The organism is Pseudomonas sp. MPB23 (genome assembly GCF_046605395.1).
In the GTDB taxonomy this organism is placed as follows: Bacteria; Pseudomonadota; Gammaproteobacteria; order Pseudomonadales; family Pseudomonadaceae; genus Aquipseudomonas.
On record NZ_CP176771.1, the window covers coordinates 6,559,656 to 6,584,737 of the forward strand.

The following is a 25,082-nucleotide window of genomic DNA, read 5'->3' on the forward strand; positions in this document are numbered from 1 at the left end:
AAAACTTCCGTTTTTGATGCAAAAAAATGCGCTATTCGTGATGTTACTGTCTGATAGATCTGTTCTTCGGGGACCGATAGCCAATGGCGCAATCTCGAACTTCTTTGAAACCAGCAGATAGGCGGCAATTCAATAACCCCCATACTGCCGTTCAAATAGCCGGTGCTGACGCCGCCCGAAAAGGGCTACGGGTGTATGACTGCCCTTACCACCATCCTGCGATGCGCGCGTCGTGGCTAAAGGGCTTTGCCCAGGAACAGCAGCTGACGCTGGACCTCTAGCCGCTAAAAGCCTCCCGTTGTGCATTGACCATTTCCCATTGAAGCCTTACCTGCCATGACGTGACAGTCCCGCTCTGCATAATTGAGAAGGGGCACACCGTGAAGCTATTGATCATCGAGGCACCTGGGAAGCTGAAAAAGCTTCAGCCAATGATGAAGAAACTGCGCCCAGGCGAACACTGGTTGGTTGTCGCCAGTGGTGGGCACATACGTGACTTGCCCGCCAGAGGGCAGGACGACAGCATGATCACCACAGGCGTCCGCAAAAATTACACACCGGTGTACGAGATCCTGGATAAGAGCGCCAAGGCCGTGCGGACCATCAAGGCCGCAGCTAAACAGGCCGATGAAATCTACCTCGCAACCGATCCGGATCGCGAAGGTGAAAGCATCAGCTGGCACATCCAGCAGGTACTGGCGGTCAAATCCTACAAACGCATCACCTTCAATGAAATCACCCTGAAGCGTGTCGCAGAGGCTCTAGCCAATCCTCGCCAAATCGATTTGAACAGAGTCGCGTCACAAGAATGCCGGCGTGTACTTGATCGTTTGGTGGGTTACCTGGTGACTCAGGAGCTACGCCGACTGATGGGCAAGCCCACCTCTGCAGGCCGCGTGCAATCGCCTGCCGTATACCTGGTGGTTTTGCGCGAGCGCGAGATCCGCAACTTTCAGGTAATCAACCACTTCGGTGTGCGTCTGAACTTTGTGGATATGAATCAGGGCACCACCTGGTATGCAGACTGGCAACCGGTACCGGATTTCGCGAGCAAAGACTTTCCTTACGTTCAAGATGCCAACCTGGCCCGACTCGTCGCCGGCACACGTAATGTCGTCGTCGAGTCCTGTGAAGACCGCAAGGCCGAGCGCCACCCACCCGCGCCCTTCATCTCTTCCACCCTTCAACAAGCAGCCAGCAACGCCTTGAAATGGGACCCGGACAAGACCATGCAAGTCGCCCAGCGATTGTATGAACAAGGCGTGATCACCTACCACAGGACGGATAATCCCAACGTACCAGACGAGGCCATGGAGGATATTAGAACCGTAGCTAGATCTATCGGATTGAAGACCGTCGACGAGCGACGTACATTCAAGGCCGCCGAAGGCGCGCAGGAAGGCCACCCCGCTATTACCCCGACGCATTGGGCTGATACAAAAGCTGGTGAGAACGACGAGGAACTCGCCCTGTACAAGTTGATTTGGGTCCGGGCGCTGGCCAGCCAGATCGAAGCGGCGGTATTCGACGTGCGTGCTGTAAAACTGCTCGCGGTTGGCCCAAATGGTAAGGCTTTGCGATTCAATGCAACTGGTGAAACCCTTTTTCATCCTGGGTGGCGGAAACTGCTCAAGGGCGATGACACAGACGATGAGGAAGATGGAGCAGCGAGCAACCCAGTTCCTGCACTCACACCAAAACAGATCATCTCTGTGCACAACGGAGAACTGCTGAAGAAGAAAACTCAGCCGCCATCCCGCTACACCAAGGCCAGTCTAATCAAAGAAATGGAGCGCCGCGGTATTGGTCGTCCCAGCACGTTCGCCTCGATCTTGAAGAACATCACCAGCAAAGGAATGATTGAGGAAAAAAGCCGCAAGCTGGTACCGGCGCCGCTGGGGGAGGAAACAATCGCGAAGCTGGAAGGGTTCTACAGTTTCGTGGAGCTCGATTTTACGAGGGAGCTGGAGCGGGATTTGGACAAAGTCGCCCAGGGCCAAGACACCTATGGAGCTGTCGTTGCGCGTCTGCATAGACGCCTGGAAGAGGAACTGTCTCAGCAACGTGGAATGCCGAGTGTGCCGATGGCGTCCGCTCCACGCCCAGCCACAGCAGGTGGCGCTTTCAACTGTCCCAAGTGCAATCAACCCCTCGCAAGGCGACAAAAAAAAGGGGGCGGTGGCTATGACTTTTGGGGTTGCACAGGCTTCAAATCGAATGGATGCAAGGTGAGTTTTCCAAACTTGAATGGCAAACCAGATCTCAATAAACCCAGAGGGGTGTGACTTCTGCCATTGCCGATATAAATCACCGACAACGCCGTTACGCATTAACCCTAGAAGCCCACCATTCCTATACCTGACAGTCCTCTGCGAAATTGCAGAGGAGGTCATGGGTGAGCGTACAGAAGAGACAATCGGTGGTGGGGCTGCGCATCTTAGCGCCGAAGCTGGAGAAGTTCTCAGACCGGCAAATTGAAGTCGCCCAGACCTGGGCTTTACAATTTAACGTACCGCCCTCCCAGCTGACCTCCTTCATCGATACCTATCTGAGTTCCACTGTCCATACTCGTTGCTGGTGCGTAGCCCTGCCCTCTACAGATGATCAAACACGGCGGCTCCTGGCCAGAATCGGCGATCACCTCCAGTACTTCGATGGTCATCAGGTTAAGGCCTGCAAAATCTTCAGCAAGGACCGCGTGCATAAGAGAAAACCCACCGCAATGGTGGCCCAGCAGCTACTGCTCAGGTTTGAAAAACGCTGGTATGCAGACGTCCTACTGACCTCCTTCTGCAAGTCTGCTGGAGAGAGGGCGAAAGCCCTTTCGATTGAAGATCTAGGAAGCTTTAATCGCCGCGGCTTCGATTGGACGGCGAGCAACAATCGGTACTTCAATCCCCGCACCCGATTTTACCTGAAGCAGATTGGCAGCACGCTGAAGCAGTTTTGCCAGTGTCTGGACCAAGAGCTTTTATTCGCCATTCGTTCAGCGCAATGTCCCTCACCCAAGCTCTATAACTGGCTGGCTCAAGGTGACCGAAAACGCCGCCTTCAGGCCCTAAAAGCCCAGCCAGTACTGATTCCACTTCTGGTACTAGCAGATCAATGGCCGTGGCCGTGGGATGGGCAGCAGCAGGTATACATGAACTGCCCATGGGATGAACTTCAGGCGTGGCGCCCATACTGGAGTGAGGACCGTTATTTGATTTCCGCTGAAGAGTGCCTGGTAGGTCGCATAGCCGACGCGGGCCTCCCCCTTTCCGACACACTGGCTTGGCTGCTACAGGCGCCGCGCGCTGCAGTGCGCTACCTGGGTCAACAGCGGGTATTCGATACCGGCAGTGCATTGACCCGTATCAGCCGCGAGGGGCCACAAGGACCCTGGCATCGACTGCTGCTGGGAGCCTCACTGGGCAATCGCCGTCCTCTTAAAAAAGCGCACTGGATCACTCTCTTCGCGCTGCTGGATAAAATCCCGTATCAACTGCTGGATCAAACGCAGGACTGGAACAGGCTGCTGTCAGGGTGTCCAACTGATTGGTCGGACGACAATTGGTCCAAAATCGCCGACGACTTTCGAGACCTGAACGAGCTCTTTAACAACGTTGATGAGAGCGACGGACCAGCTTCTGGTGAAGCACTGCAGAAACTCAAAAGCTTCATTGCTACTGCTTCCTATCACCAGATCGCCAGCTTGGTGAATGGCTTTCACCTCGCGTTGATAGACATCCGTGAGGCTTTAGATGCAGTAGATCCACAAACAAGAACAGACTCTTTAACGCCCTGGAAGCCGCTGCTTTATTCAACCAGCACACCCCTCGTGAGTCCAAATGGGCTGCAAATTATCGAACTGAAGTGCCCCGCCGATCTTGATGCGGAACATCGAGCGCTGGGCCATTGCATTGATGGTTACGACTACAGTGCTTATCGGGGCATCTGCCGTCTTTTTTCGGTTCGCGAAAACGGGAAATCGTTGGCCTCTGCAGAAATCCAAATGGATGAAAGTGCCTGGGGCGAAACGTTAGCAAAATTGACTCCCAAACACCTGGTGACGATACAACTGAGAGGGCTCCGCAATCGCACACCTAAGTCGGGCTCCAGGGTTGACCGGGCCTATCAATGGTTTTGGGCAAAGATCAAATCGGGTGAGCTCGCCATTAACCTGGAATGGCCCGACCAAACACTATCCATGTCGCGCTATACAAATCGAAACCGGAAAAAAATGCATGCCCAGGCCTGTGCGGAATGGATCAACCAACGATTGAGCAGGACATGAGTCGTCCACGTCTGATGAACCGCCGGCAGGACCTGGTCGAAAAAGTCATTTTTGACGGCTATGACTTCGGGGTCTTAATGCAATACGTTGAGGGTGCGAACCGGCTGTTTCTCGAACGTAATGGTTTCTATATTCGGCGTGCCGAGCATCCTCAACATCGCTATTGGCGATTACCAAAAGGCAAGTTGCTGGATGACCTGGATGTGCTCTTCCACCGTTTGATGGAGTTGTCCGAGGACCGTTTCAATGAAAGTTGGGAGACGTTTTCACATAAAATCACAGCCGCACAAAACGACCCAGATCGGCAGGCATTCACGTGGGGGCTGACCTTTCGGATAGCTCCACTCGTTCAGGGCGGGATCCTGCTGTCAGGTGACTACCATCCTGGCGCGGTCGCCGTTTCAAGGCGCATGCACGGCGTGTTTCTCGGGCATTCCAAGTCCTGGCGCATTGACGCTGGTGCGGAAGTGGTGCGAAGCAACTTGATCCTGGAGCTTGGATTGTCGGAGGATCAGTTCGAAATCCTCGACACCGTGCAAGAGCTGCTGACCGACGGATCCGTTGTTCCAGCTGATGAAATCACCCGCATCAGTCTTGGTGGACCGCCACAAGAGCGCGCAGCAAAAGCGGCTGACGATAGCACCTCAACCGATGTGTATTTAGCCGCGGTGCCCTCAATCGAGCGCACCGGGTCCACTACCGAACAGATTAACCAGGCATTGGCTGGTTATTCTTTACTGGACCATCAACCGGCAGGCATCCGGCACTTGCTACAGCGCACAAGCGCCTTGCTTGCGGATGACATGGGGCTTGGTAAAACTCGCCAAGCAATCATTGCCGCTGCAATCCGAGCAGCTAATAGACCCATCTTGGTTATCACCCTGTCGACGTTGATCATCAACTGGCAACGCGAAATCCAGATGGTGTATCCCAAGGCCACTATCGGCCAACAGGTCTTTGATCCCTCTTCGCAATGGATTATCACCAACTACGAACGCCTTGGCGATTTTGTTCTGCATGCAGGACACTTTGAAGTGATGATCATCGACGAGGCGCACCGCCTGAAAGAGCCGACCGCCGCGTGGACACGTCACGGCTTCGACATTGCCGCCAAGATACCCAACCGTTACCTGCTGACGGGTACGCCAGTCCTCAACCGAGAATCTGAGCTGCACACGCTGCTACGGCTATCCGGCCACCCCGTTGGGAAACTGCCCTTGAAAGAATTCTGCGAACAGTTCGCCGGCAGTCAGGATTTCCGCATGAATCTGCGGGGCGCAATCGGCGATTGGATGCTCCGTCGACGCAAGGATGTCTTGCCCGGTCTCAAGGGCAAACAGCGCCAAACTTTACCCATCGAACTCACTGCTGAAGAGCGCAAGCAATACGATCAAATTCGGCTCGAAGACAGGCCTAGCCTCGCCAGGTTGGGATCACTGCGTCAGTTGCTTGAGCAGGTAAAGATTCGTGTCGTAATGGATCTGCTGTGCGAACTGGACGCGGAGGACAAAGTAATCTTGTTCTGTGAGTTCAAGGATACGGTAGGAACACTTCGCACTCGGTGCAAGCAAGCTGAGTACGGGTGCGTCACGGTTGTCGGCAGTGACTCTGTAGGCAAACGGCAGAAGGCGATCGATCAATTCCAAAGTGATCCAGAAACCCGCGTCTTTGCCGCCACTACCTCCGCTGCCGGCACGGGCAACAACCTCACTGCGGCCAACTATGTGATGTTCCTGGGCCTCCCCTGGACGCCTGGACTGCAGGACCAGGCTGAGGACAGGGCCTACCGCAATGGGCAATTGCGCATGGTCGTGGTGAAAATCCCGCTGGTGGAAAACACAATCGACCAGATGCTTTGGCAAATGCTGCAGGATAAGCGTCAGTTGGCAAGTGACCTCATTGAGCCCGACGCGGCCGGCAACGCGAGACAAGCATTGGCGACCAATTTGTAGATCTGCGGTATATCACTGCTTCTTAGTGGCTGAGACCTTGTAAACGTACTTGGAACCATTACTTTTGTTTTCTGGAATCTAATAGGCCTCCCCATCGGCAACAATAGTTTCGTTCGATATCTGCAAACTTCCGAAAGTGGCAAATCTATTTCGATTTTACCCACTTTGCTCGTATTCATTTCGAGGAGTCGAACATAATTGACTTTGTTACGTATTAGAATCTTCCCATCGCTCATAATGGCCGTCGAGACCCATTCAGAAGAGACTGATCTCACTGAAAGGCACGGACAGTTTTGGCGGACTCGTTGAATCCAGCGCGATACGCCAATATCCAACATCATGCCAAGCGCCATGCTTGAATCCTACTTCTGGATACGTACCGATGTGAGCGAAGCCTAGTGCTTCATGCAGCCCCACGCTGCCATCGTTTGGCAGCGCGATCCCGGCAAAGGCTGCGTGAAACCCTTGCCTTTTCAATGTCGGCAGCAACACGCCATACAGTGCCCGGCCGACCCCGCTACGGTGCGCTTCTGGCGATATATAAACGGTGACGTCGACCGACCAGCGATAGGCCTCACGAGCCCGGTGCTGACTGGCATATGCATAGCCGATGAGCTGGCCGTCTCGCTCCGCTACCAGATACGGGTAAGTCGGCAAAGTCGACCCAATCCGCTTGGCCATCTCTTCGACTGTGGGCGGCTCAAGCTCAAACGAAATCGCCGTATGCTCAACCATCGGTGCGTAAATTGCCTGGATGGCTTGAGCGTCCGAAATCTGCGCAATCCTTACTGTGGTGTTGCTCATCCTCTATCCCCTTGGTCGCTCAAATCGATCTTTGATTGACTCGTTTCGAGAGTGCTTCGGCGCTTTCCTTGCGCTCCGAATAGCGGTCTACCAAATACGTTTCCCGGCCCCGAACCATCAGCGTGAACTTCATCAGTTCCTCCATCACGTCCACAACACGGTCGTAGTAGGCGGATGGCTTCATACGCCCTGCGTCGTCGAACTCCAGAAAGGCTTTGGGTACTGACGACTGGTTTGGGATGGTGATCATCCGCATCCAGCGCCCGAGGATCCTAAGCTGGTTTACCGTGTTGAAGGACTGTGATCCACCGCAGACCTGCATGACGGCCAACGTCTTGCCCTGGCTGGGGCGGACAGCGCCCAACGTGAGAGGTATCCAGTCTATTTGGGCTTTGAATACAGCAGACATTGCACCGTGACGCTCTGGCGAACACCACACCTGTCCCTCTGACCACAGAACCAGATCCCGCAGCTCTTTAACCTTTGGATGGTCTTCCGGAGCGTCATCAGGGAGAGGCAGACCCGAGGGATCAAAGATGACGGTCTCGGCTCCCATTAGGGTCAGGATGCGCGCGGCCTCTTGGGTCAGCAGCCTGCTGAAAGAGCGCTCACGGGTTGAGCCATACAGCAACAAGATGCGTGGTTTGTGAGTCGGTTGCTCGTTGCCTTGCAGGCGATCCAGTGTGACGAAGTCGATTAGCGACTGATCCAGATTAGGTAGATCCAGGCTGCTTTCCGAGGAAAATTCGTCCATTACAGTTCACCTATTTGATCTAGCTCGCGCTTCAGTTCCTGCGGTGTGAGCGCCGAATGATCCAAGCTGAAGAATGCCTCGAAACGCTTTTTAATCTGGACGACGGTCGCGTCAAATGCGGCTTGGATGTCGCTGTCTGTGCCTTCTACATCGGAAGGGTCGGCGAGGCCCCAGTGGCTTTTGACAGCAGGCCCGAAATAGACCGGGCAGGGTTCGCCTCCAGCCTTATCACACACGGTGATCACCACATCCGGTGGTGAGTCCGAAAACACCTCTGAGCCTTTGCTGTAGAGATCTGTGGTGTCGATACCAAGCGCTTGCAACGTACTCACGGCGCGTGGATTCAGTTGTCCGCTTGGGAAGCTGCCCGAACTGACGGCGTTAAAACCGCTCGGGGCCAGGTGGTTGAACAACCCCTCCGAGAGAACGCTCCGGCAGCTGTTTGCCGTACACATAAATAGCACTTTCATGGGTTTCTCCTAGACAGGGATGCTCAGCCGCGACGCCAGTGCCACCAGCGTTACCAGCAAGATAGGGAGGGTGAGGATGCTGCCGACTTTGAAGTAGTAACCCCAGGTGATGCGGATATTTTTCTGCGCTAGCACATGCAGCCACAGCAACGTGGCCAGGCTTCCGATGGGCGTGATCTTGGGGCCAAGATCGCAACCGATGACGTTGGCGTAGATCATGGCCTCACGTACCAGTCCTGTAGCGTCGCTGCCCTGAATGGACAGAGCGCCGATAAGCACACTCGGCATGTTGTTCATGATCGAGGACAACAGCGCAGCGGTGATACCGGTGCCCAAGGTAGCGGCCCATAGGCCATGCTCGGCAAATATGTTCAGCAGCCCCGAGAGCGAGTCGGTTAGGCCAGCATTACGCAGGCCATAGACCACCAGATACATGCCCAGCGAAAACACGACAATTTGCCAGGGCGCGTCCTTGATGACCCTTCTCGTGGAGATGATTTGGCCTTTACCTGCGATGACCAGCAGGATCATTGCACACGCAGCAGCAACAGCGCTGATGGGGATACCTAACGGCTCCAGTGCGAACAGACCAACCAGCAGCAGGCCAAGTACCCACCAGCCAGCAATGAAGGTCGCCCGATCTCGAATCACCGACTCCGGGGCCTCAAGCTGATCCGCGTCGTACTGGGCGGGAATGTCCTTGCGATAGAACATCCAGAGCATGAACAGTGTCGCGGCCACGGCCACTAGGTTCACTGGCCACATGACAGAAGCGTATTCACCGAAACCCACGCCAAAAAAGTCTGCCGAAACGATGTTCACCAGGTTGGACACCACCATCGGCAGACTGGCGGTATCAGCGATGAAGCCTGCGGCCATCACGAATGCCAAGGTGGATGCCGGGCTGAAGCGAAGCGCCGTCAGCATCGCGATGACGATTGGGGTCAGAATCAGTGCGGCTCCATCATTGGCGAACAGTGCCGAAACGGCTGCACCGAGCAGGATCATCAGCGCAAACAGACGTCCGCCTTTGCCCCGACCCCAGCGAGCGACATGAAGCGCCGCCCATTTGAAGAATCCCGCTTCATCGAGCAACAAACTGATGATGATCACAGCAATGAAGGTCGCGGTAGCGTTCCAGACGATGTGCCACACAACCGGCACATCCCCTAGACTTACGGCGCCAGTCAGTAGTGCCAGAACGGCACCCGCTGCCGCGCTCCAGCCGACACCTAACCCCTTGGGTTGCCAGATAACAAAGACGAGCGTAACTACGAAAATCGATGCTGCGATGAGCATGAGTATGTTCCAGATCAGGATGTCAGCAGCAGGAGGCTTGGCGCACGGGTCTGTCTTCCATGGAAGCCAGCCGTCCTTGATGGTCGTTAACCCAGGACTGGTGTGCCTGCGTAGTGACGTTCAGAACATCCAGTGCCCACTGTTCAAGCTCGGGATGCAGCCGGTAGTAAACCCACTGACCCTGCCTCCGATCTGCGAGTAACCCGCAAGCACGCAGTTGGGCAAGATGCCTGGAGACCTTCGACTGGTTATCGTCCAGTGCCCAGATTAACTCGCACACGCACAACTCACCCTCAGCCGAAAGCATGAGCATGATCCGGGCGCGAGTTTCATCACCCAAGCACTTGAAGAATGTGTGTGGTGTAAGGCTCATAAGCAATCGCTCTGCATATGTGGATAATCGAATATGCAGATTTAACCACGTTCAGCCTGCTTGCACAAATGCCTGTGGCGGGAGTTAACGATGGGGATCAATGCTCACCGGTCGACCACAGGGTAACGACCAGGAGGGATTAACAATCGCCTCAGCACGCGGACGGAGATTTGATGTTCGAATGGATGTTCGCTGAACGCGATTTTGGATTCATTACTCTAGGCGTAATGGCAGGATAGCTGGTCAGGTCGAATGCAATTGAGTGGTCAGCGTGAATGCAAATGAATGCTCAGCGTGAATGGAAATGGGTGATCAGATACTAGGTAATTTTCCACCTCGGTCGCGTCATCTTTGTATAGCCTATAAATACCTATAGACGTAGTTTTCTATTTCCTACTGCGCAGCTGGTACCAGCCTGTCACCGTTCCCCTATCATTACAGGGGGCCTCTCGGCACATGATCAGGCACGTCACCACGCTCTCGCTTCTAGCGTTAATCGCCAGTTGCACGACCCAAACGGCGCAGACACCCAAGCCCGCTTTCGACAGCAGTCGCAATCCGGACATGTTGACGCCAGACCTCTATCCTGGCGGCGCCGTTCCTGAAAAAGAACCAGTAGTGCGCTATGGCCGCTACACCCTCGTCAGCACGCTGCCAGATTCTGGCCAACGTGACCTGATGGCTCAGATTATCGACATCAGCATTCCAGCCAACATGCACCCAAATGTGCATGAGGCCATGCAGTACGTGGTGGACCGTTCAGGTTATACGCTTTGCTCGGCAGACTCTGGCCACGTCAACATCCTTTACACCCGACCACTCCCAGCAGCCCAATATAAACTTGGCCCTATGACCCTGCGTAACACCCTGCAGGTGCTCGCAGGTCCGGCCTGGCAGGTGAAGGTCGACGAGGTCAACCGTCAGGTGTGCTACGTCCTGCGCCCTGGCTACCAGCTCCCGGACTCTCCACGTCCTGCATCAACTCAGATTGCTCAACTCAACACATCGACAGCTGCACAGCCTATCGCAGCGAAGAGCAATAACAATGATGCGGGCAGCCAAGTAGTAGTCGCCGCCGTTCCCCAAACAGCGCCTTTCACAACAACGGCATCAGCCGCTACCCCTGTGGCGAACGCTGCACCAGCCAAAACCGTGGCCCCTCCTACGGTGATTACCAAGGATGGCTCTACAAAACAAACGTCTGCCTTGCCGACTCAGAGTCCGGCCTCGACTTCGTCCAGCAACCCAGATGCCAAGGCCGCTTCAACTCCGAAACTGGTCACCGCGCCGTCCGCAGTTTCTGCAGCGCCAAAGCCGGTTGCGACGGACATTGCAGCGCCGAAGCCGCTGGCCCAGACATGGACGGCTTCAACTGGCTCAACCCTTCGTCAAACCGTCGAAGGCTGGGCTGAAAAAGCGGGCTGGAAACTGATGTGGCAGGTCGATGATTTGGATTACTCAATTGACGCTCCACTTCGATTTGAGGGCAGTTTCCAAGAAGCCATTGGGTCGATTTTCCCTCTCTACGACTCGGCTCCACGGTCCTTTCTGGTCGATGTGGTCGACAGTAACTCCTCACAGCGGCTGATTTTTATTACAGAGAGGAACAAATGATGACTGCTCGTCTCTGGATCAAAAGCACAGCCTTGTCACTTATCGTCGCACTGGTGAGTTCCTGTTCGCTGCAGCGTGTGAATGAATCGGCCAGCCGAGCTGAAAATGACGCTGCGACAGCCTCTCAATACAGCCGATTTCTGAGAAATCAGCAGCAAGAGTCCGCGCGCGCTACGGTGGTGTTCAGCGACAAACCATGGGTGTCCAAAAAACCGCTGGTCGCCAAGCGTGGTTTACCGCTGACCATGGATTGCGACATCACCTATCGCCCCTCATATAACGTTGGGATCGCTGAGATCGCGCAGTACATCACTAGTGAATGTGGTGTACCGGTCATCGTAGCCCCTGACGCAATCGACCCAAGTGTCCTTTCCAGTTCGACGCAGGGCAACTCAGGACCTGCAGTTCCACCTGGTTTGGGCTCTGCCGACAACCTGACCAACTTCATGCCCGCCGGCGTCATCGGCAATGTTCCGAGCAACGCCCGCTCAATGAATTCGATTGGGCTGACTGCACCCAACACATTCCCCATTAAGTACAGCGGCAAGCTGTCAGGGTTGTTGAATCAAGCGACCTCCCAGTTGGGCTTAGCGTGGAATTATTCCTCCGATGATCGAAGCGTGCATGTCACTTACTTCGACACCAAGACGTTCGACGTCTGGGCATTTGGTGATGACCAGGTCATTGAAAGCACAGTGAAGTCGGGCTTGCTGACCGCTACAGGCAGCGGGAGCAGTTCCGGTGGTGGTGGCGGCGGATCTTCGTCGACAGGTGCATCGGGTGAATCAGGCAGCAACCAGAGCACCACCGTTACCATCAAGACCTCGCTGATCGGAGACATTGAAAAAAACGTCAAGGCGATGCTGAGCCAACAGCCCCAAGGTCGGATGTTCCTCTCGCGTTCCACTGGCACCCTGACGGTAAGTGATCGACCAGAAGTACTCTCAAACGTTGCTAAATACCTGAATTCGATCAACAGCAGTATCACCCGTCAGGTGTTGTTCAACGTCAAAGTTTTCGAGGTAACTCTCACCGACACAGACCAGACCGGCCTGGACTGGACGGCTGTCTATACGTCCTTGAGCAACAAATGGGGCTTTTCGCTGAAGAATGCCACCACCGGCATAAGCACGGGCGCGGTGTCGGGCTCGTTGAGTATTTTGGACACGTCGAAGTCTCCTTGGGCTGGCTCCAACTTAATCATCAAAGCACTTTCCGAACAGGGCCGAATCTCGAACGTTCGCTCGCCGTCGGTCACCACGCTGAATCTGCAGCCGGCACCCATCCAGATCGGCAACGTAAAGAGCTATGTCGCATCAAGCTCGACAACCACTACGGCTTCCGTTGGATCGTCTACTTCGCTCACCCCCGCGACTATCACCAGCGGCTTCAACATGATGTTGCTCCCTCGAATCATCGACCAGGACAACATGTTGCTGATGATCACCCTGAGCATGAGTAGCAAACCGACCTTCACCACTTTTACGAGCAACGGCTCCAGTGTCCAGACAGCGGATTACGACACCAAGAATCTGTCGCCCAAGGTCAAATTGCGCAGCGGTCAAACCCTCGTACTGACTGGTTTTGAGGAGAACAGCGAAAACGCAACCAAGTCTGGCGTAGGGGATCCTGGATTCTTCGGTTTGGGCGGCAGCCGTGTCCGCACCACAGGGCACAGCGTACTCGTAGTGCTGATTACTCCTGTTGTTGATAGCGACACAGGCAGCCCCAGCGCGGTGATTTCACCTGCTGCCAACGAGCCTTGGGGCTCTTGCCCTACCCCACTGCTGCATTGCACAGGTTCCAAGGGGTAAGCCATGGTTGCGGAAACCTCAAAAAATGCACGCTCTGCTCGAGTCCAGGTACTCCAGTATCGTGGAAAATCATTTGTCACCGGTCTGCGCTGGCATCCGCTGGGTAGTGTCACCGGGCACATGAAGGAAGCGCGCCAGTACGGTCGTGAGCACCACCTCGACATTGTCGCCATTAGAAGAACACCAGCCATTATTCAGGCAGGTTTTGTAGCGCGCAGCGAGGAGGTCATCAAAGGGATGTACTCGCTCGCGGCCACCCTGGCTGGACAGCTGGGGGACTCATGGATCGCGGCCTGGAAAACTGAAAGCGAGATTGACCAATATGCCCTCGTTGCTGTGTATCAAGGTGGCGTGATCTCTGGCTGCGACATGATCGGCACTGGTGCTGAGGTCCGCCGCCGAGTCGCGCAACAACGCAGTCGTGGGATCAACTTCGACAACGAGTACCTGCCCCCAGAGTTCGATATGGGCGGTCAACCACTGGACGTGGCAGAGCTGCTTCAGCCGTCGCATCTAAAACGCGAGTACCGGCTACGGCCACTCGTCTTTGGGCTATCCAAACCAGAACTTGTACAGCTGGCGGTTCTTGGCGTGCTGATCGCTGCCGGCATCATCGGATGGGCTCAATGGCAGAACCATCAGGACCAGATAGCCAAAGAGGCGGCTTTCCAGGCTGAACAGCAACGCCTGGCAGAGTTGGCCAGACTGCAAAAAGAATCCGGTATGGAACAGACGCCCCAAGCGCTTGAACACCCTTGGGCCAAACGTCCATCTGTTGCAGATTTCCTGGAGGGTTGCAGCAACGTCATTTATCAGTTGCCTCTGTCCATTCAGGGATGGCAGTTCACGAGTGCCGTCTGCGACGGCGCACAGGTTTTGTCCTCCTATAAGCGCTCGGGCAATAGCACGGCCGACAAACTGATACAGGCGACGCAGGGCCACTTTTCTGATCGGCCGGCCTTCTTTGACGAGGGCAACTCGGCCACGTTGAAATTCGACATCTCTCTACCCGCAGCCGGTGATGAGCCTCTAAAAGACGCCATCGTGATGTTGGCGAACCTGTCGTCTTGGCTGCACAGCTTCACTCAAACCCCAGTGCTGAAAGAAGTGCCGGTCGTTGTGCCCATTCAACCAGCGATACCGGGCCAACCTGCGCCACCGCCGCCCCCACCGCCTCAATGGAAGCAATTCGAGCTGAGCTATGCCACTGGCATTACGCCGCTGGACTCATTATCCGGCGCACCCAGTCAGGGCTTACGGCTGCGCGAAATCACAACCAAATATGAGACCGGCCACCTTGTCTGGTCAGTAATAGGTGACCTATATGCGAAATAAAGCGCTGTGCTTTTTGTGCTCCATCCTTGCGTTAGGGGCACCATCGAGCTGGGCAGATGAGAACACCCTATCTGGGGTGAACGTCGGCGAGCTGGCCCAGATTCAAAGCCAGACGATCTTGTTGAATGCCAAAGCCGAGAAGGCCAAGGCCGAAAGATCGATCAAGGGCGAAGACCAAAGTGCGACGACGCAGCCGTCAACTGTGTTTTTTTCTCAAGGAAACCTCACACAGCCGGCTGCAGCCTCGGCGCACAGCAGTGATACACAGTCTGACTTGCCTGTCGTGAAAGCGGTATTCGGCTCAGCAAAACGGCTGCGTGCGACTCTGCTCTACAGCAGCGGATTTGAAGTAGACGCAGATGCCTCATCTCGGGAGTTACCCGGTGGCTATCGCATGGCCATCCTCTCCGTCGAAAACGTGACCCTCGAGCGTGGCGGTAAGCGCTACCCCCTCGGCTTTTCCAGTACGCCCCCGGCCAGCTTGAGCAACGTTAACAATTCAGCCCCCAGCATTACCCCATCAGCACCTATGCCGCCTGGGCTGATCCCTGGCCAACGTTGATTGAGAAGTTCGATGACGATCCTGACTGAAAAACCAGATGTCATAGAGCCTGACAGTGATGAGTCTGCTGCAGTCCTACTGACGTCGCACCAAATACTGCTGACGGCCCCTGGTGGACCGTTTGAGCTGAAACCCGAGCTGCGTCAACTATGTGCGTTGACCAGCGATGGGATTTTGTATGTGTCAGCCCAACACCAAACGGATGCCTATGTCATGGCATTCGAGGACCAGCTGGAACACGAAAATCACCACTTTGAGGTCAAGGTCTGCTCGATGAGCACAATCAAGGCACTCTACCGCGCCAATGATGATGCAAATGGTAAAGCACTATCGGCGACTGAGACGAAGCGCCAGGCCCAGGTGGTGCAGCTTTTAGGAGAAGCCCACCGGCGCAATGCCAGCGACGTCCACTTTGTCGTAGGTCACGATATCACTCGAATCTTCTTTCGCATCCACGGGCTCTTGTGGGAGGCAGAACAGCACCAGAGCCAGGTGGGCATGGAGCTCTGCTCGTCCCTCTACAACAGCATGTGCGATGTCGCGAAAGACCACTACCAGCCGCAGGTGAGCCAGGACGCCAGGGTAAAACGCGCCTATGTCGACCAACTCGGTTTGTTCGGTGCCCGAGTCGCCACTCGGCCGCTCGTAGATGGCCCTCTGATGGTTTTGCGTCTGCTGTATGACGACAAAACCAAAATGACGCTTAGTGATCTCGGTTTCCTGACGCAGCAAATTGATGCATTCAGCCGCATCCGCAGCTTGCCTTATGGGGTGAACCTGATCACTGGACCCACCGGTTCCGGCAAATCGAAGTCGCTGCAGGTAAACCTGAACCTCTTGCACGAAGAGTGCGGTGGAACAAAACACATTCTGACGATGGAAGATCCACCTGAATATCCACTTCTCGCCAATCAGTCACCGCTGGGCGCCGGTGAAACCTGGAATGACGGGATCACCAATTCCATGCGACTCGACCCTGACATTCTCATGTATGGGGAGATCCGGGACCTTGCATCAGCACAAGCGGCTTTCCGCGGCGGTATGACTGGTCACCTGGTGCTGACGACACTGCACACCAACAACGCTGTAGCAGCTCTTCAACGACTGATCGACATGGGTGTAGACCGACACCTGGTTACTGATCCTGCACTGATGACAAGCGTGGTCAATCAATCCCTCTTGCCCGTGCTGTGTTCCCACTGCCGCGTCCCCGCACGCGAGCATCTCGGGCAGCTCAACAGTGCGCTGGTGCAGCACTTGCGCGATTTGGAAGCGATTGATGAGACCTACCTCAAAGGACCGGGATGCCCGCATTGCAAAGGCTTGGGCATCACCGGTCGCACGGTGGTTGCGGAAACTTTGCTCACCGACCTTGAATTCATGCGCGTTTTCAATGGGCAGGGTGCAAGTGCGGCACGTCGCCACTGGGTCAAGGAAATGGGCGGTATTACCAAGACCGCACACACGATCATCAAACTGAAACAAGGATTAGTAGACCCCCGCCACGCCGAAATGACGGTGGGGCCGTTGGACTTTGACCGGCAAATCCTGGAGCTCGCTCATGCTGAGTGACGTCAGAGCGATGCTGAATCGTTGGGCAGAGACCTTCTATGCCAAGCAGTTTGGCAAAAACGAAAGAATCCAGTTCTACGAGAGCCTGATGGGCATCCTTGAGGATGGTGTGTCGCTTGAAGACGCACTGCACACGGTGGCCAGAGCATTCAGCGATAACGGGCAGAAGCTCCATCCAGTGTCCCTTGCCTGCAGGGATATCGCGCAATCGGTAAAAGGTGGGAAATCGCTGAGCATTTCCTGCGAAGGCTGGGTTCCCTATGACGAGAACTCTTTGATCGCTTCCGGGGAAGACACCGGCAACCTGGTGCAGGCATTTCGGGACTGCGTGAGGATCATCGAAGTACGTCAGCGGATCAGCAAACTCGTAGCGTCCGCCACCGTTTTCCCCTCCATGGTGTGGAGCGTCATGGCGGCGTTGCTGTATGTGATTGCAGTGTGGATGGTGCCCTCCATGACACGACGCTCCAACCCCGAGGCGTGGACCGGCGTGCCGGCCTTCCTCTATGCCCTATCGAATTTCGTGACCCACTACGGGCTAGTGACGCTGATAGCTGTAATCGTCTTTATCCTCATATCGATCATCACTCTACCCGTGTTTTGCGGCCTTCAGATTACGGCCGCCAGCCCTTCGTGGAAGCTGCAGTTGAACAAGCTGCTCCAGGTCCTGCGAGTCCGAGCAGAGAGGCTCCCGCCTTGGTCAGTCTACAAGGCGCTCCACGGATCGATCTTTCTGCTCAACATGGCTGTGATGCTGCGCTCCGGCATCAACCAACTAGATGCGCTGACCTCTCTTCAACGCAATGCCTCTCCATGGTTGAAAGAGCGCCTGAGCGCCATTCATTACGGAGTGAGCGCCGGCAAAAACTTCGGTACCGCATTGAAGCTTGCGGGTCATCAATTCCCAGACCCCATGGCGATGCATTTTCTGGAAGTGCTCGCCACCCGCAAAGGCTTCGCTGAGTCGATGGAACGGTTTTCCAACCGGTGGCTGGAGCAAACGCTTCAGCGCGTCGAAGCCATCGCCAAATCTCTTATCGGCATGTCCTCCATGGCCATGGGGGTCATGATGATTCTGGTAGTGGTCGGGATCTTCCAGTTGGCCGGCAATGTGACTGCAACGCTTTAAATCAAACCTAAATGAGGTACTGGAAATGCCAACAAACACTCAAAACAACCAACGCGGATTTCTCTCCCTGGACGGGATGTTCTGGTTGATGCTGATCGCGGTGGCACTTGGTTTCATCGTGTTCATGGGCTACAGAACGTTCGGCAGCTCGGACGTCACCATTGAACAGAGCAATCTCGGCACGTTGCTGAGCAATACCAAACGACTGAAAAGCACCACGGGCTACGCCACGGCAGGCACCAACTTGGCGCCTTCTTTGATCAACCTCGAGGCAACTGGCGGCATGAGCATCAACGGTAATGCCCTGTCCAACCGCTGGAACGGCGCAGTGACCGTAATGAGCAACGGCATGACCTTCACCATCACAGAATCCAACCTTCCGAAAAATGCCTGCATCACCCTTGCCTCGAACATGGCCAAGGACAAACAGACAACGACGGCGATCAATGGCGGCACTGCAATTGCCGGCGAAATCACTGCGGTGGCAGCTGCGACCAGCTGCTCCTCGGACGCCAATACCATCGCTTGGACTTCGTACTAAGGAACTCAGTGTGAGCGTGATCTCTGATGCTGAATTCGTCGACCTGTACCTCGGCGATGGATTTGCCGACGCCAAAGGTCTCCCTGGGCAGGCACGAAGGGTTGAAGCGCCCGCCGAATGGCGGGCAGACCTTGAGCGCTTACGGGCGCAGTGCGAGGAAAAGCACAAGGCAACCCAGGATCCAGAGTTCGCCCTAATTGAAGATGGCGTCGTCCTTCGTGTAACCCAGTTGCTGGATTTGAATGGCAAGCCTGTGTTTGTCGTAAGCAAATCCTCAGTCCAGATCCGTCCATTGGACATGCTGGGTCTGCCCGACTATCTGCAGGACGCGCTGATGAGCGACACGGTACGCGGCCTGATATTTATTTGTGGGGAAATGGGCACAGGGAAAACCTCAAGTGCTGCATCACTGGTGAAAGCACGTCTCGAGGCCTGGGGAGGCATTTGTGTGGCTGTAGAGGATCCTCCAGAACCATTTTTGAATGGCAGGCATGGGAGTGGGCGCTGCATTCAAGTTCCGGTCTCTCGCCGGATGGGGGGATACGAGGAAGCTTTGATCCTAGCGCTGCGCACAAGAGCCGATTTCCTGTTCGTGGGAGAAATTCGCGACAGCTCGACAGCAGCACAAGTAATTCAAGCCTCGATCAATGGCCATCTCATTATCAGCACAGGTCATGCCGGCAGCGTTACTCAAGGCATTGAACGTATATCAGCCCTGGCTCAGCCGTTACTCAATAACGCCCGAGAGCTGCTCTCCAAGGGGTTGGTGGCTGTTCTTCACCAGTCCTTATCAAGTGGCAACGAAGGAAGTCGTCGATTAACCCTGCAGAGCCTGCTTTTCACAGGCGATGACGGACCGGGCATCCGAGAGAAAGTCCATGCAGGAAAGATCACGATGCTCGATCACGACATCGCTCACCAATCATCAAGGAGTCTCTGGAATGACCAGTAGGATCAAGCAGCGGGGGTTCTTGAGCTTGGACATGGCGATCGGATTGGCCGTTTTCTCCGTTGTCGTCACTTTGGCGATCGCATGGCAAATCAAGCAGATGGATTCTCAGGACTATCGAATTGCGGCTGATCAACAGAGAACCATTTCAGAGGCATTGGCCAAATATCTGAAGGATAACTACAGCGTGGTGCTGGCCAACGCGGCAGCAACCGTACCGGTGCAAATAACCGTTCCGATGCTCGTCAACACCAACTACCTTCCTGCAGGTTATAGCCCCACTAACGCCTTTGGGCAGACCATTGTCGGCCTCGCCCGGAAACCCAACGCCAATCAACTGGAAGTGATTGTGGTTACTACAGGTGGGCAGACGATTCCTGAAATGGGTATTCGAACCATCGCTGAAAATCTCGGAGGACCTGGTGGGTTCATCTCTTCTGCCAATCCGAACATCGTCCAGGGCGTGCGGGGTGGATGGCAGGTAGCACTAAGTAACTATGCTATAGCTCCTGGCCCAGGACATACAGCTAGCGCACTTTTTCTTATGGATGGAGCGTTGGCTAATGACTATCTATATCGAAACGCAGTGCCCAATCATCCAGAATTCAACACGATGAATACTGATATCACGATGGGCAACCACAATATTAACAACGCAGGAAGTATCACAGCGTCAGGCAACATAACAGCTAACGCCGACATTACAGCTCGAAACGTTATCGCCACAGCCAATGTTAATGCCGCTACTGCAACCATTACCGGTGATACCAGCACAGGTGGTTGGTTCAGAACACGTGGTGACACAGGCTGGTACAGCGAAAAATGGGGAGGCGGGATTTATCAAAATAGCCCCAACTGGGTCCAAGTTTATAACGACAAAAACTTTTCAACCGGAGGTGAACTATGGGGTGGAAAGATAACCTCGACGGGCAAGATAACGGCCTATGATCGCATTCAGACAAATGAATATTTGTCCCTGGGAGGCATAGCTACCGAGGGGCAACAGTGCAGTGACCGAACCCTTCTTGCAAAAAGCGCCGCGGGAATAACGTTGTCCTGCGAACAAGGCTTATGGAAAAGACCAGGTGGGTGGGAATTCCAGCTGATCCAGGGCACCTGCCAGGCGCCTGCCAGAGGAAGTGTGACCTGCTCCCTTGGCGACACTACATGGAAGTCATGCTCTTTAACTGGCGCTTTTGGCATCGGGGATAGTGAGACTGGGTACATCTTCAGAAATGCAAGTGGATGGTTTCTCTCCACATCTCGACTTTCCTGGCCAGGTCTTTTCTATTGGAGCTGCTTCAAATAAAGCATCCATTTATAAAATTTCAAAAACGTTTTATAGTATGTTTATGGGGATTATTGCAGTGCAGACGCTTGAGAATAACGTTGAGTATAGTGCTGGAGAATTACAGACCTGGCTAAGCACCCGAAGCAGGATATGCTCAACTGTGCTATGGCGTCGCGCACTAGAAGAAAAAGAGGCATTCGAGGTCGGCGAGTTCACTTACAAGTTACAACCAACGGCCTCTGGTCGTTATTTAGTAAAAAAGATCGCCACTATGGAATTAATCAATCCACAACGCAAACCAATGAGCATCAAGCGAGCCGCAAAGTGGACTGTCATTGCGCTTGGCCTAGTAGGAATTTGCTTAACATTGATTATCCTCACGAAATAGTTTTGTTATTGACGCGTAGGTGGTAACAACCACCATTTTGTGGATGGAGCTCATATCATGACAATGCAATGGCTCGTTTTGATGATTGTGCTCATTGCCTCCAGCATTTTCATGGAGAACCAACATCAGGACCAACGTACATCCGACTACGCTACCCTCGACTCACTGGGTCGCGGCTTTCTGGTGTACCGATCTGCCGCTACCGAATATGCCCAGGCCAACCCGGGCTTCAGCGGAGTACCGAGCGATTCTGCGCTCAACCTACCTGGGTGGTTTGTGAAACCTGTGGGCGTAGGTTCTTACATCTCATCAGGAACGGCCTATACTTATTTTGATGGGGTTGCACCGTCAGGCTTGCCTTCTGTGCTGGTAGACCTGACAAAGACAACTACCGTTGGTTTAAAGCGTTCAGGAATGCTGATTTCACAGATAACTGGGGCGACCGGTATAGCAATTCCGTCCCCTGTTCCCGAAGGTGCGGTCGTCGCAGTCAATTAGTCTGAGTCGACCGACTTTGAAAGGCGCCGGGTTGCATAAGCTCCGGCCTATCAACATAATGATCACAACAACGTTTCCACCCCGTTGGCTACTGGCGGTCATCAGTAGCGCCCGGTGATGCGGCTTGCCTCATCACCAACCCCAAAGCACGCATAGCTCCGGGAAGGGCGTGCGGACCTGGTTCAGAGCTCTCCCTGTGTCTCCCTGTTCAAGCCAGACACGCAGCCGTCTAACTCGTGAATTGCGAGTTCAAAGGCACATAGGGCTCTGTTGAGGTTCGAAGCACCGTAGTCTAAGGGCCACACTGGTGTTGTGGCCCACACTTTTTAAAGCTCACACAATAGGTAGCCTGATCATCTTGCAAAGGATGATCAGGCTACCTATTGGTAGCTGCTTTTCCTTGCCGGTGGCCCGCCGGCGAAACGCAGGGCTCCCTTTGTGCGCGGATGCGTGCCTTATGCTAGCTGGCCTCAGCCACGATAATCGGCCAGGTGTTGGAAGTAAGACGTTCAGATCACAGCCCAGGGATCAACAACGCCTTCATCCCGCACAGGTGGTATTTTTTTCTGAAAGACGCTACTTACTACATCCGAGAGTGACTGTTGACCCAGCTACTCTCGGTAGCTTCTCCTGTCGACCTGAACCTTCTTTGCCCTCCGCGAAATATCCCTCTCCGCTTGACACATCACCATCCCCCCTTCGATGATATGGACGTGCTTTGCTGACGTCGTCAGCATCATGCCCAGGCAGTCAGGATCTTGAAGACTGCGACACGATGTTCGTGTCAGATCCGCCCAAGACCGCTGAGCTTCTGGTAGCGCGGTCGGTCGACAATCGTCGATGGAAGCACCTTATGCAACTCACCTCGCGGGGAATCACTTCCCCAACGGGGTCAGTGGGTTCTCCGCATTCAACCTGCAGGAGAATCACCATGTCCAAACTTGCTTATGGCTTCGGTTTCGCGCTTGGCACCATCACGCGACAGTTTCTGCGTGCGGTAAAGAAAACCAGCGCTGCGCCCACAGCTATCCATACCAAAGCAGCTCCGTTGCTTCCACCGCCCTGCGTACCTGAGCGTCTCGTACGTGAGATGGATCATGTACCGGCAATAACTCGTAAAGGTGTCGACCTGAACCTTTGGTACGCGGCTAACACTCGAGTGGTCGAAAAGCCAGCTCGGAAACCGCGTAAGAAGCCAGCTGCACGCTCGTTGGTGCCAGCAACTTGCTAAGTCTGCGTCCTTCGCCTCTGTAGGGAGCCTTCCCAAAGGGAAGGTTTCCTCAGAGTTTTCACGGTAGGGGCTTGACAAGCGACAATCGTATTTCCATGATCTGCACATGTATCGCTGACGTCGTCAGCAACATGCCCAAGTAGTCTGGATCCGCAAGACTACGATGCGGTTTTCTGCATTGATCCACTCCCAAGATCGCCATAGCTTCCGGTAGCGCGATCAGTCGACTTAGTCGATGGAAGCACCTTTCCCACCCATGACGGGCCTACCCCGTCAGGGCAGGCCTCTCACTTTTGGAGGTCTGATGAAAACTGAACTGGCTCTCTACCAGGCGTTGATTTCGATTAACGTCCCGGAACAGAAGGCAAATGCTGTTATTGAAGCTTTGGAGACCGACATGCTTTCACGTTTGGCTACCAAGGCAGATTTAACTGCTCTTGCTGCAGAGTTCAAATCTGAGATTTCACAGCTTGAAGTCAAGCTCACCATTCGCATGGGCGTCATGTTGTCTGCAGCTGTCGGTGTAATGATTGCTGCAATGAAGCTGATGCATTAAACAACCTTAAGCTCCACCCACCCTCGCGGGGAATACTTTCCCCCTAGGGCGAAGTGTTTCTCCGCTTTCTGTTATTTCGAAACTGGAGAATCACCATGAGCACTAATCAATCCAACGAAGCAAAATTCTTCGACCTTCACACCACTGGTATCGGTTATCTCAACCGTATCCGTGAAGTGAAACCTCGCGGCAAAGGTAAGCCATTCATGGCAGTTACCGTTGCGGCTCTGCGCGGCTCGATGGATGATGCCGAGTATTCCTATATCGACTGCAACGTGGTCGGCGCTGAAGCTGAAAAGCTGATTCGTCGCAGCCAAGCAGCCGTTGAAGCCGGAAAGAAGGTCCTTGTGAGCTTCCGCATCGGTGATATCTGGACCGACGCATTTACCTACGAGAAAGGCGATAAAAAAGGTCAACCTGGAGCAAGCCTCAAGGGACGCCTGTTGTTTATCGGCTGGATCAAGGTGGATGGCCAAACCGTCTATGAAGCAAAGCCTCGTGAAGTAGAACCAGTTGTTGAAGACGGCGAAGCGGAACCTGAAGCACAGCTCGCAAGCGAAGAAGCATCCGAGCCAGTAGCAGAGGAACAATCCAAGCCAACGCCCGCTAAACAGCAGCGTACGGCATCTTGATTCACTTTGTTGAAAGGCACCCTTCGGGTGCCTTCATTATTATCAAAGTCCGCAGGGAACACCTCCCTTCCGGGCACGGTGATTCTCGTCCGTTGGAGACTCACCTTTATGAACACGTTATTTACGCAATCTCTCGATATACGCGTTGCTTATGCAAAAGCGGAAATCTATGGCGACGAGATTACCCAATATGAGGCTGAGATCGAGGCTCATATTCTGGGTGCCGACGCGTACCGCGCCGGCCAGCCGATCGTACCCGAGCTGTTCAAAACCGTTCCTGCGCTCAGTCGAGCTTGGGGCGAAGGAGTGAACGCGGCCATTAATGGTGGCGGTTGGTCACGCTTTACTGAAGAAGACCAGCAGCAGCTAATAACACCGGAACCATACATTGTGTCGGATTTTGCATACGGGAAACTTGCATTCGCCGAGTGCGGTATCGAGTACCCCCTCCAAATACTGAAGAGCGCTGCGGGCTATTACATTGGTACCGCTGATGAGTTTGAACCGGTATCAAGGGAGTCCGAAGAATACTACCGCAGCGAATATGCCGCGAAACAAGCTTTTGACCTCAACCTCTGGACACAACGCCACGTGTGCTGGTCCTGACATAACCAAAACATACCTAACCGGGAAACCACTTCCCGGACGGGCCGGGTGGTTTCTCACACCTGGAGATAAACATGCAAAGCACCACTAACCTCGTGTCGTCTGACCTGCTCAAGCTCCCGGTCGTTTTAACACCCCGGGCCTGGCAGGAAGCGGTGCATATTGAAAACCCTCAGGATGCAAGTGTTGTCAGTGAGCGACTGGGCGAAGTTGTCCTGGAGGCCTACCGAGAACTGCACTTGCAACCTGACAGCACACAGATCCATTTCGGCCTCTATCGTTTATTGCCTGCCGGCAATAGCACTGATCGAGTCTGGCTGGACCTAAAACTTGACCGTATAGAATCACCGCCAGGCGTTTTCTATCTGTACATCTCACTCAAGGAAGAAACTCATACTTCTTGCCCGTAATCCTTCGACAATCACAGCACTGCCCA

The 25,082-nt window shown here is 54.4% G+C and carries 24 protein-coding genes; 19 read left to right on the forward strand and 5 right to left on the reverse strand.

The window, feature by feature from the left end:
• Positions 1–83: 83 nt before the first annotated feature.
• The 4 genes from ACLH0J_RS29910 (at position 84) to ACLH0J_RS29925 (ending at position 6,228) form a co-directional block, all read left to right on the forward strand.
• Positions 84–281, forward strand: coding sequence for a CrpP family ICE-associated protein (locus ACLH0J_RS29910; protein WP_073845721.1), 198 nt, complete (start codon positions 84–86; stop codon positions 279–281).
• Positions 282–380: 99 nt separating this feature from the next.
• A complete protein-coding gene (topA, locus tag ACLH0J_RS29915) occupies positions 381–2,285 on the forward strand; it encodes a type I DNA topoisomerase (protein ID WP_008437341.1) in 1,905 nt (634 codons plus the stop codon).
• A 110-nt stretch (positions 2,286–2,395) separates the two neighbouring features.
• Entirely contained in the window at positions 2,396–4,276 is a 1,881-nt protein-coding gene (locus ACLH0J_RS29920; RefSeq protein ID WP_019818088.1) for a hypothetical protein, read from the forward strand.
• Complete coding sequence (locus ACLH0J_RS29925; protein ID WP_024073377.1) at positions 4,273–6,228, forward strand: DEAD/DEAH box helicase; 1,956 nt, start codon at positions 4,273–4,275, stop codon at positions 6,226–6,228. The genes ACLH0J_RS29920 and ACLH0J_RS29925 overlap by 4 nt, the downstream gene beginning before the upstream one ends.
• A 255-nt stretch (positions 6,229–6,483) precedes the next feature.
• Here ACLH0J_RS29925 and ACLH0J_RS29930 read toward each other — a convergent pair whose 3' ends face one another.
• The 5 genes from ACLH0J_RS29930 to ACLH0J_RS29950 are packed head-to-tail and all read right to left on the reverse strand — an operon-like array spanning position 6,484 to position 9,928.
• Entirely contained in the window at positions 6,484–7,032 is a 549-nt protein-coding gene (locus ACLH0J_RS29930; RefSeq protein WP_008437347.1) for an arsinothricin resistance N-acetyltransferase ArsN1 family B, read from the reverse strand.
• Between the two features lie 19 nt (positions 7,033–7,051).
• On the reverse strand, positions 7,052–7,786 hold the full coding sequence (gene arsH / locus ACLH0J_RS29935; RefSeq protein ID WP_008437348.1) for an arsenical resistance protein ArsH: 735 nt from the start codon (positions 7,784–7,786) through the stop codon (positions 7,052–7,054).
• A complete protein-coding gene (locus tag ACLH0J_RS29940) occupies positions 7,786–8,256 on the reverse strand; it encodes an arsenate reductase ArsC (RefSeq protein ID WP_008437349.1) in 471 nt (156 codons plus the stop codon). Before ACLH0J_RS29940 ends, arsH begins: the two co-directional genes overlap by 1 nt.
• Before the next feature lie 9 nt (positions 8,257–8,265).
• Positions 8,266–9,555: an arsenic transporter gene (locus tag ACLH0J_RS29945; RefSeq protein WP_008437350.1), complete on the reverse strand. Its 1,290-nt coding sequence runs from the start codon at positions 9,553–9,555 to the stop codon at positions 8,266–8,268.
• 22 nt (positions 9,556–9,577) lie between these two features.
• Positions 9,578–9,928 (reverse strand): metalloregulator ArsR/SmtB family transcription factor, encoded by a 351-nt coding sequence (locus tag ACLH0J_RS29950; protein WP_008437351.1) that lies wholly within the window; start codon positions 9,926–9,928, stop codon positions 9,578–9,580.
• 456 nt (positions 9,929–10,384) lie between these two features.
• Between ACLH0J_RS29950 and ACLH0J_RS29955 the strand changes: the two genes are divergently transcribed.
• The 15 genes from ACLH0J_RS29955 to ACLH0J_RS30025 all read left to right on the forward strand — a co-directional run bounded on the left by ACLH0J_RS29955 (position 10,385) and on the right by ACLH0J_RS30025 (position 25,056).
• Complete coding sequence (locus tag ACLH0J_RS29955) at positions 10,385–11,542, forward strand: TcpQ domain-containing protein (protein WP_019818090.1); 1,158 nt, start codon at positions 10,385–10,387, stop codon at positions 11,540–11,542.
• Positions 11,542–13,356: a PilN family type IVB pilus formation outer membrane protein gene (locus ACLH0J_RS29960; RefSeq protein ID WP_019818091.1), complete on the forward strand. Its 1,815-nt coding sequence runs from the start codon at positions 11,542–11,544 to the stop codon at positions 13,354–13,356. The genes ACLH0J_RS29955 and ACLH0J_RS29960 overlap by 1 nt, the downstream gene beginning before the upstream one ends.
• 3 nt (positions 13,357–13,359) lie before the next feature.
• Positions 13,360–14,691: a type 4b pilus protein PilO2 gene (pilO2, locus tag ACLH0J_RS29965; RefSeq protein WP_024073376.1), complete on the forward strand. Its 1,332-nt coding sequence runs from the start codon at positions 13,360–13,362 to the stop codon at positions 14,689–14,691.
• Positions 14,681–15,253 carry a type IV pilus biogenesis protein PilP gene (gene pilP, locus ACLH0J_RS29970; protein WP_008437355.1) on the forward strand — a complete coding sequence of 191 codons (573 nt, stop codon included), beginning with the start codon at positions 14,681–14,683 and terminating at the stop codon, positions 15,251–15,253. Before pilO2 ends, pilP begins: the two co-directional genes overlap by 11 nt.
• 12 nt (positions 15,254–15,265) lie before the next feature.
• Complete coding sequence (locus ACLH0J_RS29975; RefSeq protein WP_019818093.1) at positions 15,266–16,825, forward strand: GspE/PulE family protein; 1,560 nt, start codon at positions 15,266–15,268, stop codon at positions 16,823–16,825.
• Positions 16,815–17,954 carry a type II secretion system F family protein gene (locus tag ACLH0J_RS29980; protein WP_019818094.1) on the forward strand — a complete coding sequence of 380 codons (1,140 nt, stop codon included), beginning with the start codon at positions 16,815–16,817 and terminating at the stop codon, positions 17,952–17,954. Before ACLH0J_RS29975 ends, ACLH0J_RS29980 begins: the two co-directional genes overlap by 11 nt.
• Before the next feature lie 25 nt (positions 17,955–17,979).
• Positions 17,980–18,495 (forward strand): type 4 pilus major pilin, encoded by a 516-nt coding sequence (locus ACLH0J_RS29985; RefSeq protein ID WP_019818095.1) that lies wholly within the window; start codon positions 17,980–17,982, stop codon positions 18,493–18,495.
• A 10-nt stretch (positions 18,496–18,505) separates the two neighbouring features.
• Positions 18,506–19,447 carry an ATPase, T2SS/T4P/T4SS family gene (locus tag ACLH0J_RS29990; protein WP_008437359.1) on the forward strand — a complete coding sequence of 314 codons (942 nt, stop codon included), beginning with the start codon at positions 18,506–18,508 and terminating at the stop codon, positions 19,445–19,447.
• Positions 19,437–20,753 (forward strand): shufflon system plasmid conjugative transfer pilus tip adhesin PilV, encoded by a 1,317-nt coding sequence (gene pilV, locus ACLH0J_RS29995; protein WP_019818096.1) that lies wholly within the window; start codon positions 19,437–19,439, stop codon positions 20,751–20,753. The genes ACLH0J_RS29990 and pilV overlap by 11 nt, the downstream gene beginning before the upstream one ends.
• Entirely contained in the window at positions 20,686–21,123 is a 438-nt protein-coding gene (locus ACLH0J_RS30000; protein ID WP_124356003.1) for a hypothetical protein, read from the forward strand. Before pilV ends, ACLH0J_RS30000 begins: the two co-directional genes overlap by 68 nt.
• Positions 21,124–21,180: 57 nt before the next feature.
• A complete protein-coding gene (gene pilM, locus ACLH0J_RS30005; protein WP_019818097.1) occupies positions 21,181–21,621 on the forward strand; it encodes a type IV pilus biogenesis protein PilM in 441 nt (146 codons plus the stop codon).
• 1,535 nt (positions 21,622–23,156) lie between these two features.
• Complete coding sequence (locus tag ACLH0J_RS30010) at positions 23,157–23,408, forward strand: hypothetical protein (protein ID WP_008437363.1); 252 nt, start codon at positions 23,157–23,159, stop codon at positions 23,406–23,408.
• A gap of 95 nt (positions 23,409–23,503) precedes the next feature.
• The gene (locus tag ACLH0J_RS30015) at positions 23,504–24,040 is read left to right on the forward strand and encodes an STY4534 family ICE replication protein (RefSeq protein WP_019818099.1); all 537 of its coding nucleotides are present in this window, start codon (positions 23,504–23,506) and stop codon (positions 24,038–24,040) included.
• 108 nt (positions 24,041–24,148) lie between these two features.
• The gene (locus tag ACLH0J_RS30020) at positions 24,149–24,646 is read left to right on the forward strand and encodes a hypothetical protein (RefSeq protein ID WP_019818100.1); all 498 of its coding nucleotides are present in this window, start codon (positions 24,149–24,151) and stop codon (positions 24,644–24,646) included.
• Positions 24,647–24,720: 74 nt separating this feature from the next.
• Positions 24,721–25,056, forward strand: a complete 336-nt coding sequence (locus ACLH0J_RS30025) for a hypothetical protein (RefSeq protein WP_019818101.1) — start codon at positions 24,721–24,723, stop codon at positions 25,054–25,056.
• Positions 25,057–25,082: the final 26 nt, after the last annotated feature.

What these genes read in the sequence shown, in the direction of transcription:
- ACLH0J_RS30015 (WP_019818099.1), top strand. Translation starts at nt 23,504, where the DNA reads ATGAGCACTAATCAATCCAACGAAGCAAAATTCTTCGACCTTCACACC.
- ACLH0J_RS29985 (WP_019818095.1), top strand. Translation starts at nt 17,980, where the DNA reads ATGCCAACAAACACTCAAAACAACCAACGCGGATTTCTCTCCCTGGAC.
- ACLH0J_RS29975 (WP_019818093.1), top strand. Translation starts at nt 15,266, where the DNA reads ATGACGATCCTGACTGAAAAACCAGATGTCATAGAGCCTGACAGTGAT.
- ACLH0J_RS29960 (WP_019818091.1), top strand. Translation starts at nt 11,542, where the DNA reads ATGACTGCTCGTCTCTGGATCAAAAGCACAGCCTTGTCACTTATCGTC.
- ACLH0J_RS29955 (WP_019818090.1), top strand. Translation starts at nt 10,385, where the DNA reads ATGATCAGGCACGTCACCACGCTCTCGCTTCTAGCGTTAATCGCCAGT.
- arsH (WP_008437348.1), bottom strand. Translation starts at nt 7,786, where the DNA reads ATGGACGAATTTTCCTCGGAAAGCAGCCTGGATCTACCTAATCTGGAT.
- ACLH0J_RS29940 (WP_008437349.1), bottom strand. Translation starts at nt 8,256, where the DNA reads ATGAAAGTGCTATTTATGTGTACGGCAAACAGCTGCCGGAGCGTTCTC.
- pilO2 (WP_024073376.1), top strand. Translation starts at nt 13,360, where the DNA reads ATGGTTGCGGAAACCTCAAAAAATGCACGCTCTGCTCGAGTCCAGGTA.
- ACLH0J_RS30010 (WP_008437363.1), top strand. Translation starts at nt 23,157, where the DNA reads ATGAAAACTGAACTGGCTCTCTACCAGGCGTTGATTTCGATTAACGTC.
- ACLH0J_RS29910 (WP_073845721.1), top strand. Translation starts at nt 84, where the DNA reads ATGGCGCAATCTCGAACTTCTTTGAAACCAGCAGATAGGCGGCAATTC.
- ACLH0J_RS29980 (WP_019818094.1), top strand. Translation starts at nt 16,815, where the DNA reads ATGCTGAGTGACGTCAGAGCGATGCTGAATCGTTGGGCAGAGACCTTC.
- ACLH0J_RS29945 (WP_008437350.1), bottom strand. Translation starts at nt 9,555, where the DNA reads ATGCTCATCGCAGCATCGATTTTCGTAGTTACGCTCGTCTTTGTTATC.
- pilM (WP_019818097.1), top strand. Translation starts at nt 21,181, where the DNA reads ATGACAATGCAATGGCTCGTTTTGATGATTGTGCTCATTGCCTCCAGC.
- pilP (WP_008437355.1), top strand. Translation starts at nt 14,681, where the DNA reads ATGCGAAATAAAGCGCTGTGCTTTTTGTGCTCCATCCTTGCGTTAGGG.
- ACLH0J_RS30025 (WP_019818101.1), top strand. Translation starts at nt 24,721, where the DNA reads ATGCAAAGCACCACTAACCTCGTGTCGTCTGACCTGCTCAAGCTCCCG.
- ACLH0J_RS29930 (WP_008437347.1), bottom strand. Translation starts at nt 7,032, where the DNA reads ATGAGCAACACCACAGTAAGGATTGCGCAGATTTCGGACGCTCAAGCC.
- ACLH0J_RS29925 (WP_024073377.1), top strand. Translation starts at nt 4,273, where the DNA reads ATGAGTCGTCCACGTCTGATGAACCGCCGGCAGGACCTGGTCGAAAAA.
- ACLH0J_RS29950 (WP_008437351.1), bottom strand. Translation starts at nt 9,928, where the DNA reads ATGAGCCTTACACCACACACATTCTTCAAGTGCTTGGGTGATGAAACT.
- pilV (WP_019818096.1), top strand. Translation starts at nt 19,437, where the DNA reads ATGACCAGTAGGATCAAGCAGCGGGGGTTCTTGAGCTTGGACATGGCG.
- ACLH0J_RS30020 (WP_019818100.1), top strand. Translation starts at nt 24,149, where the DNA reads ATGAACACGTTATTTACGCAATCTCTCGATATACGCGTTGCTTATGCA.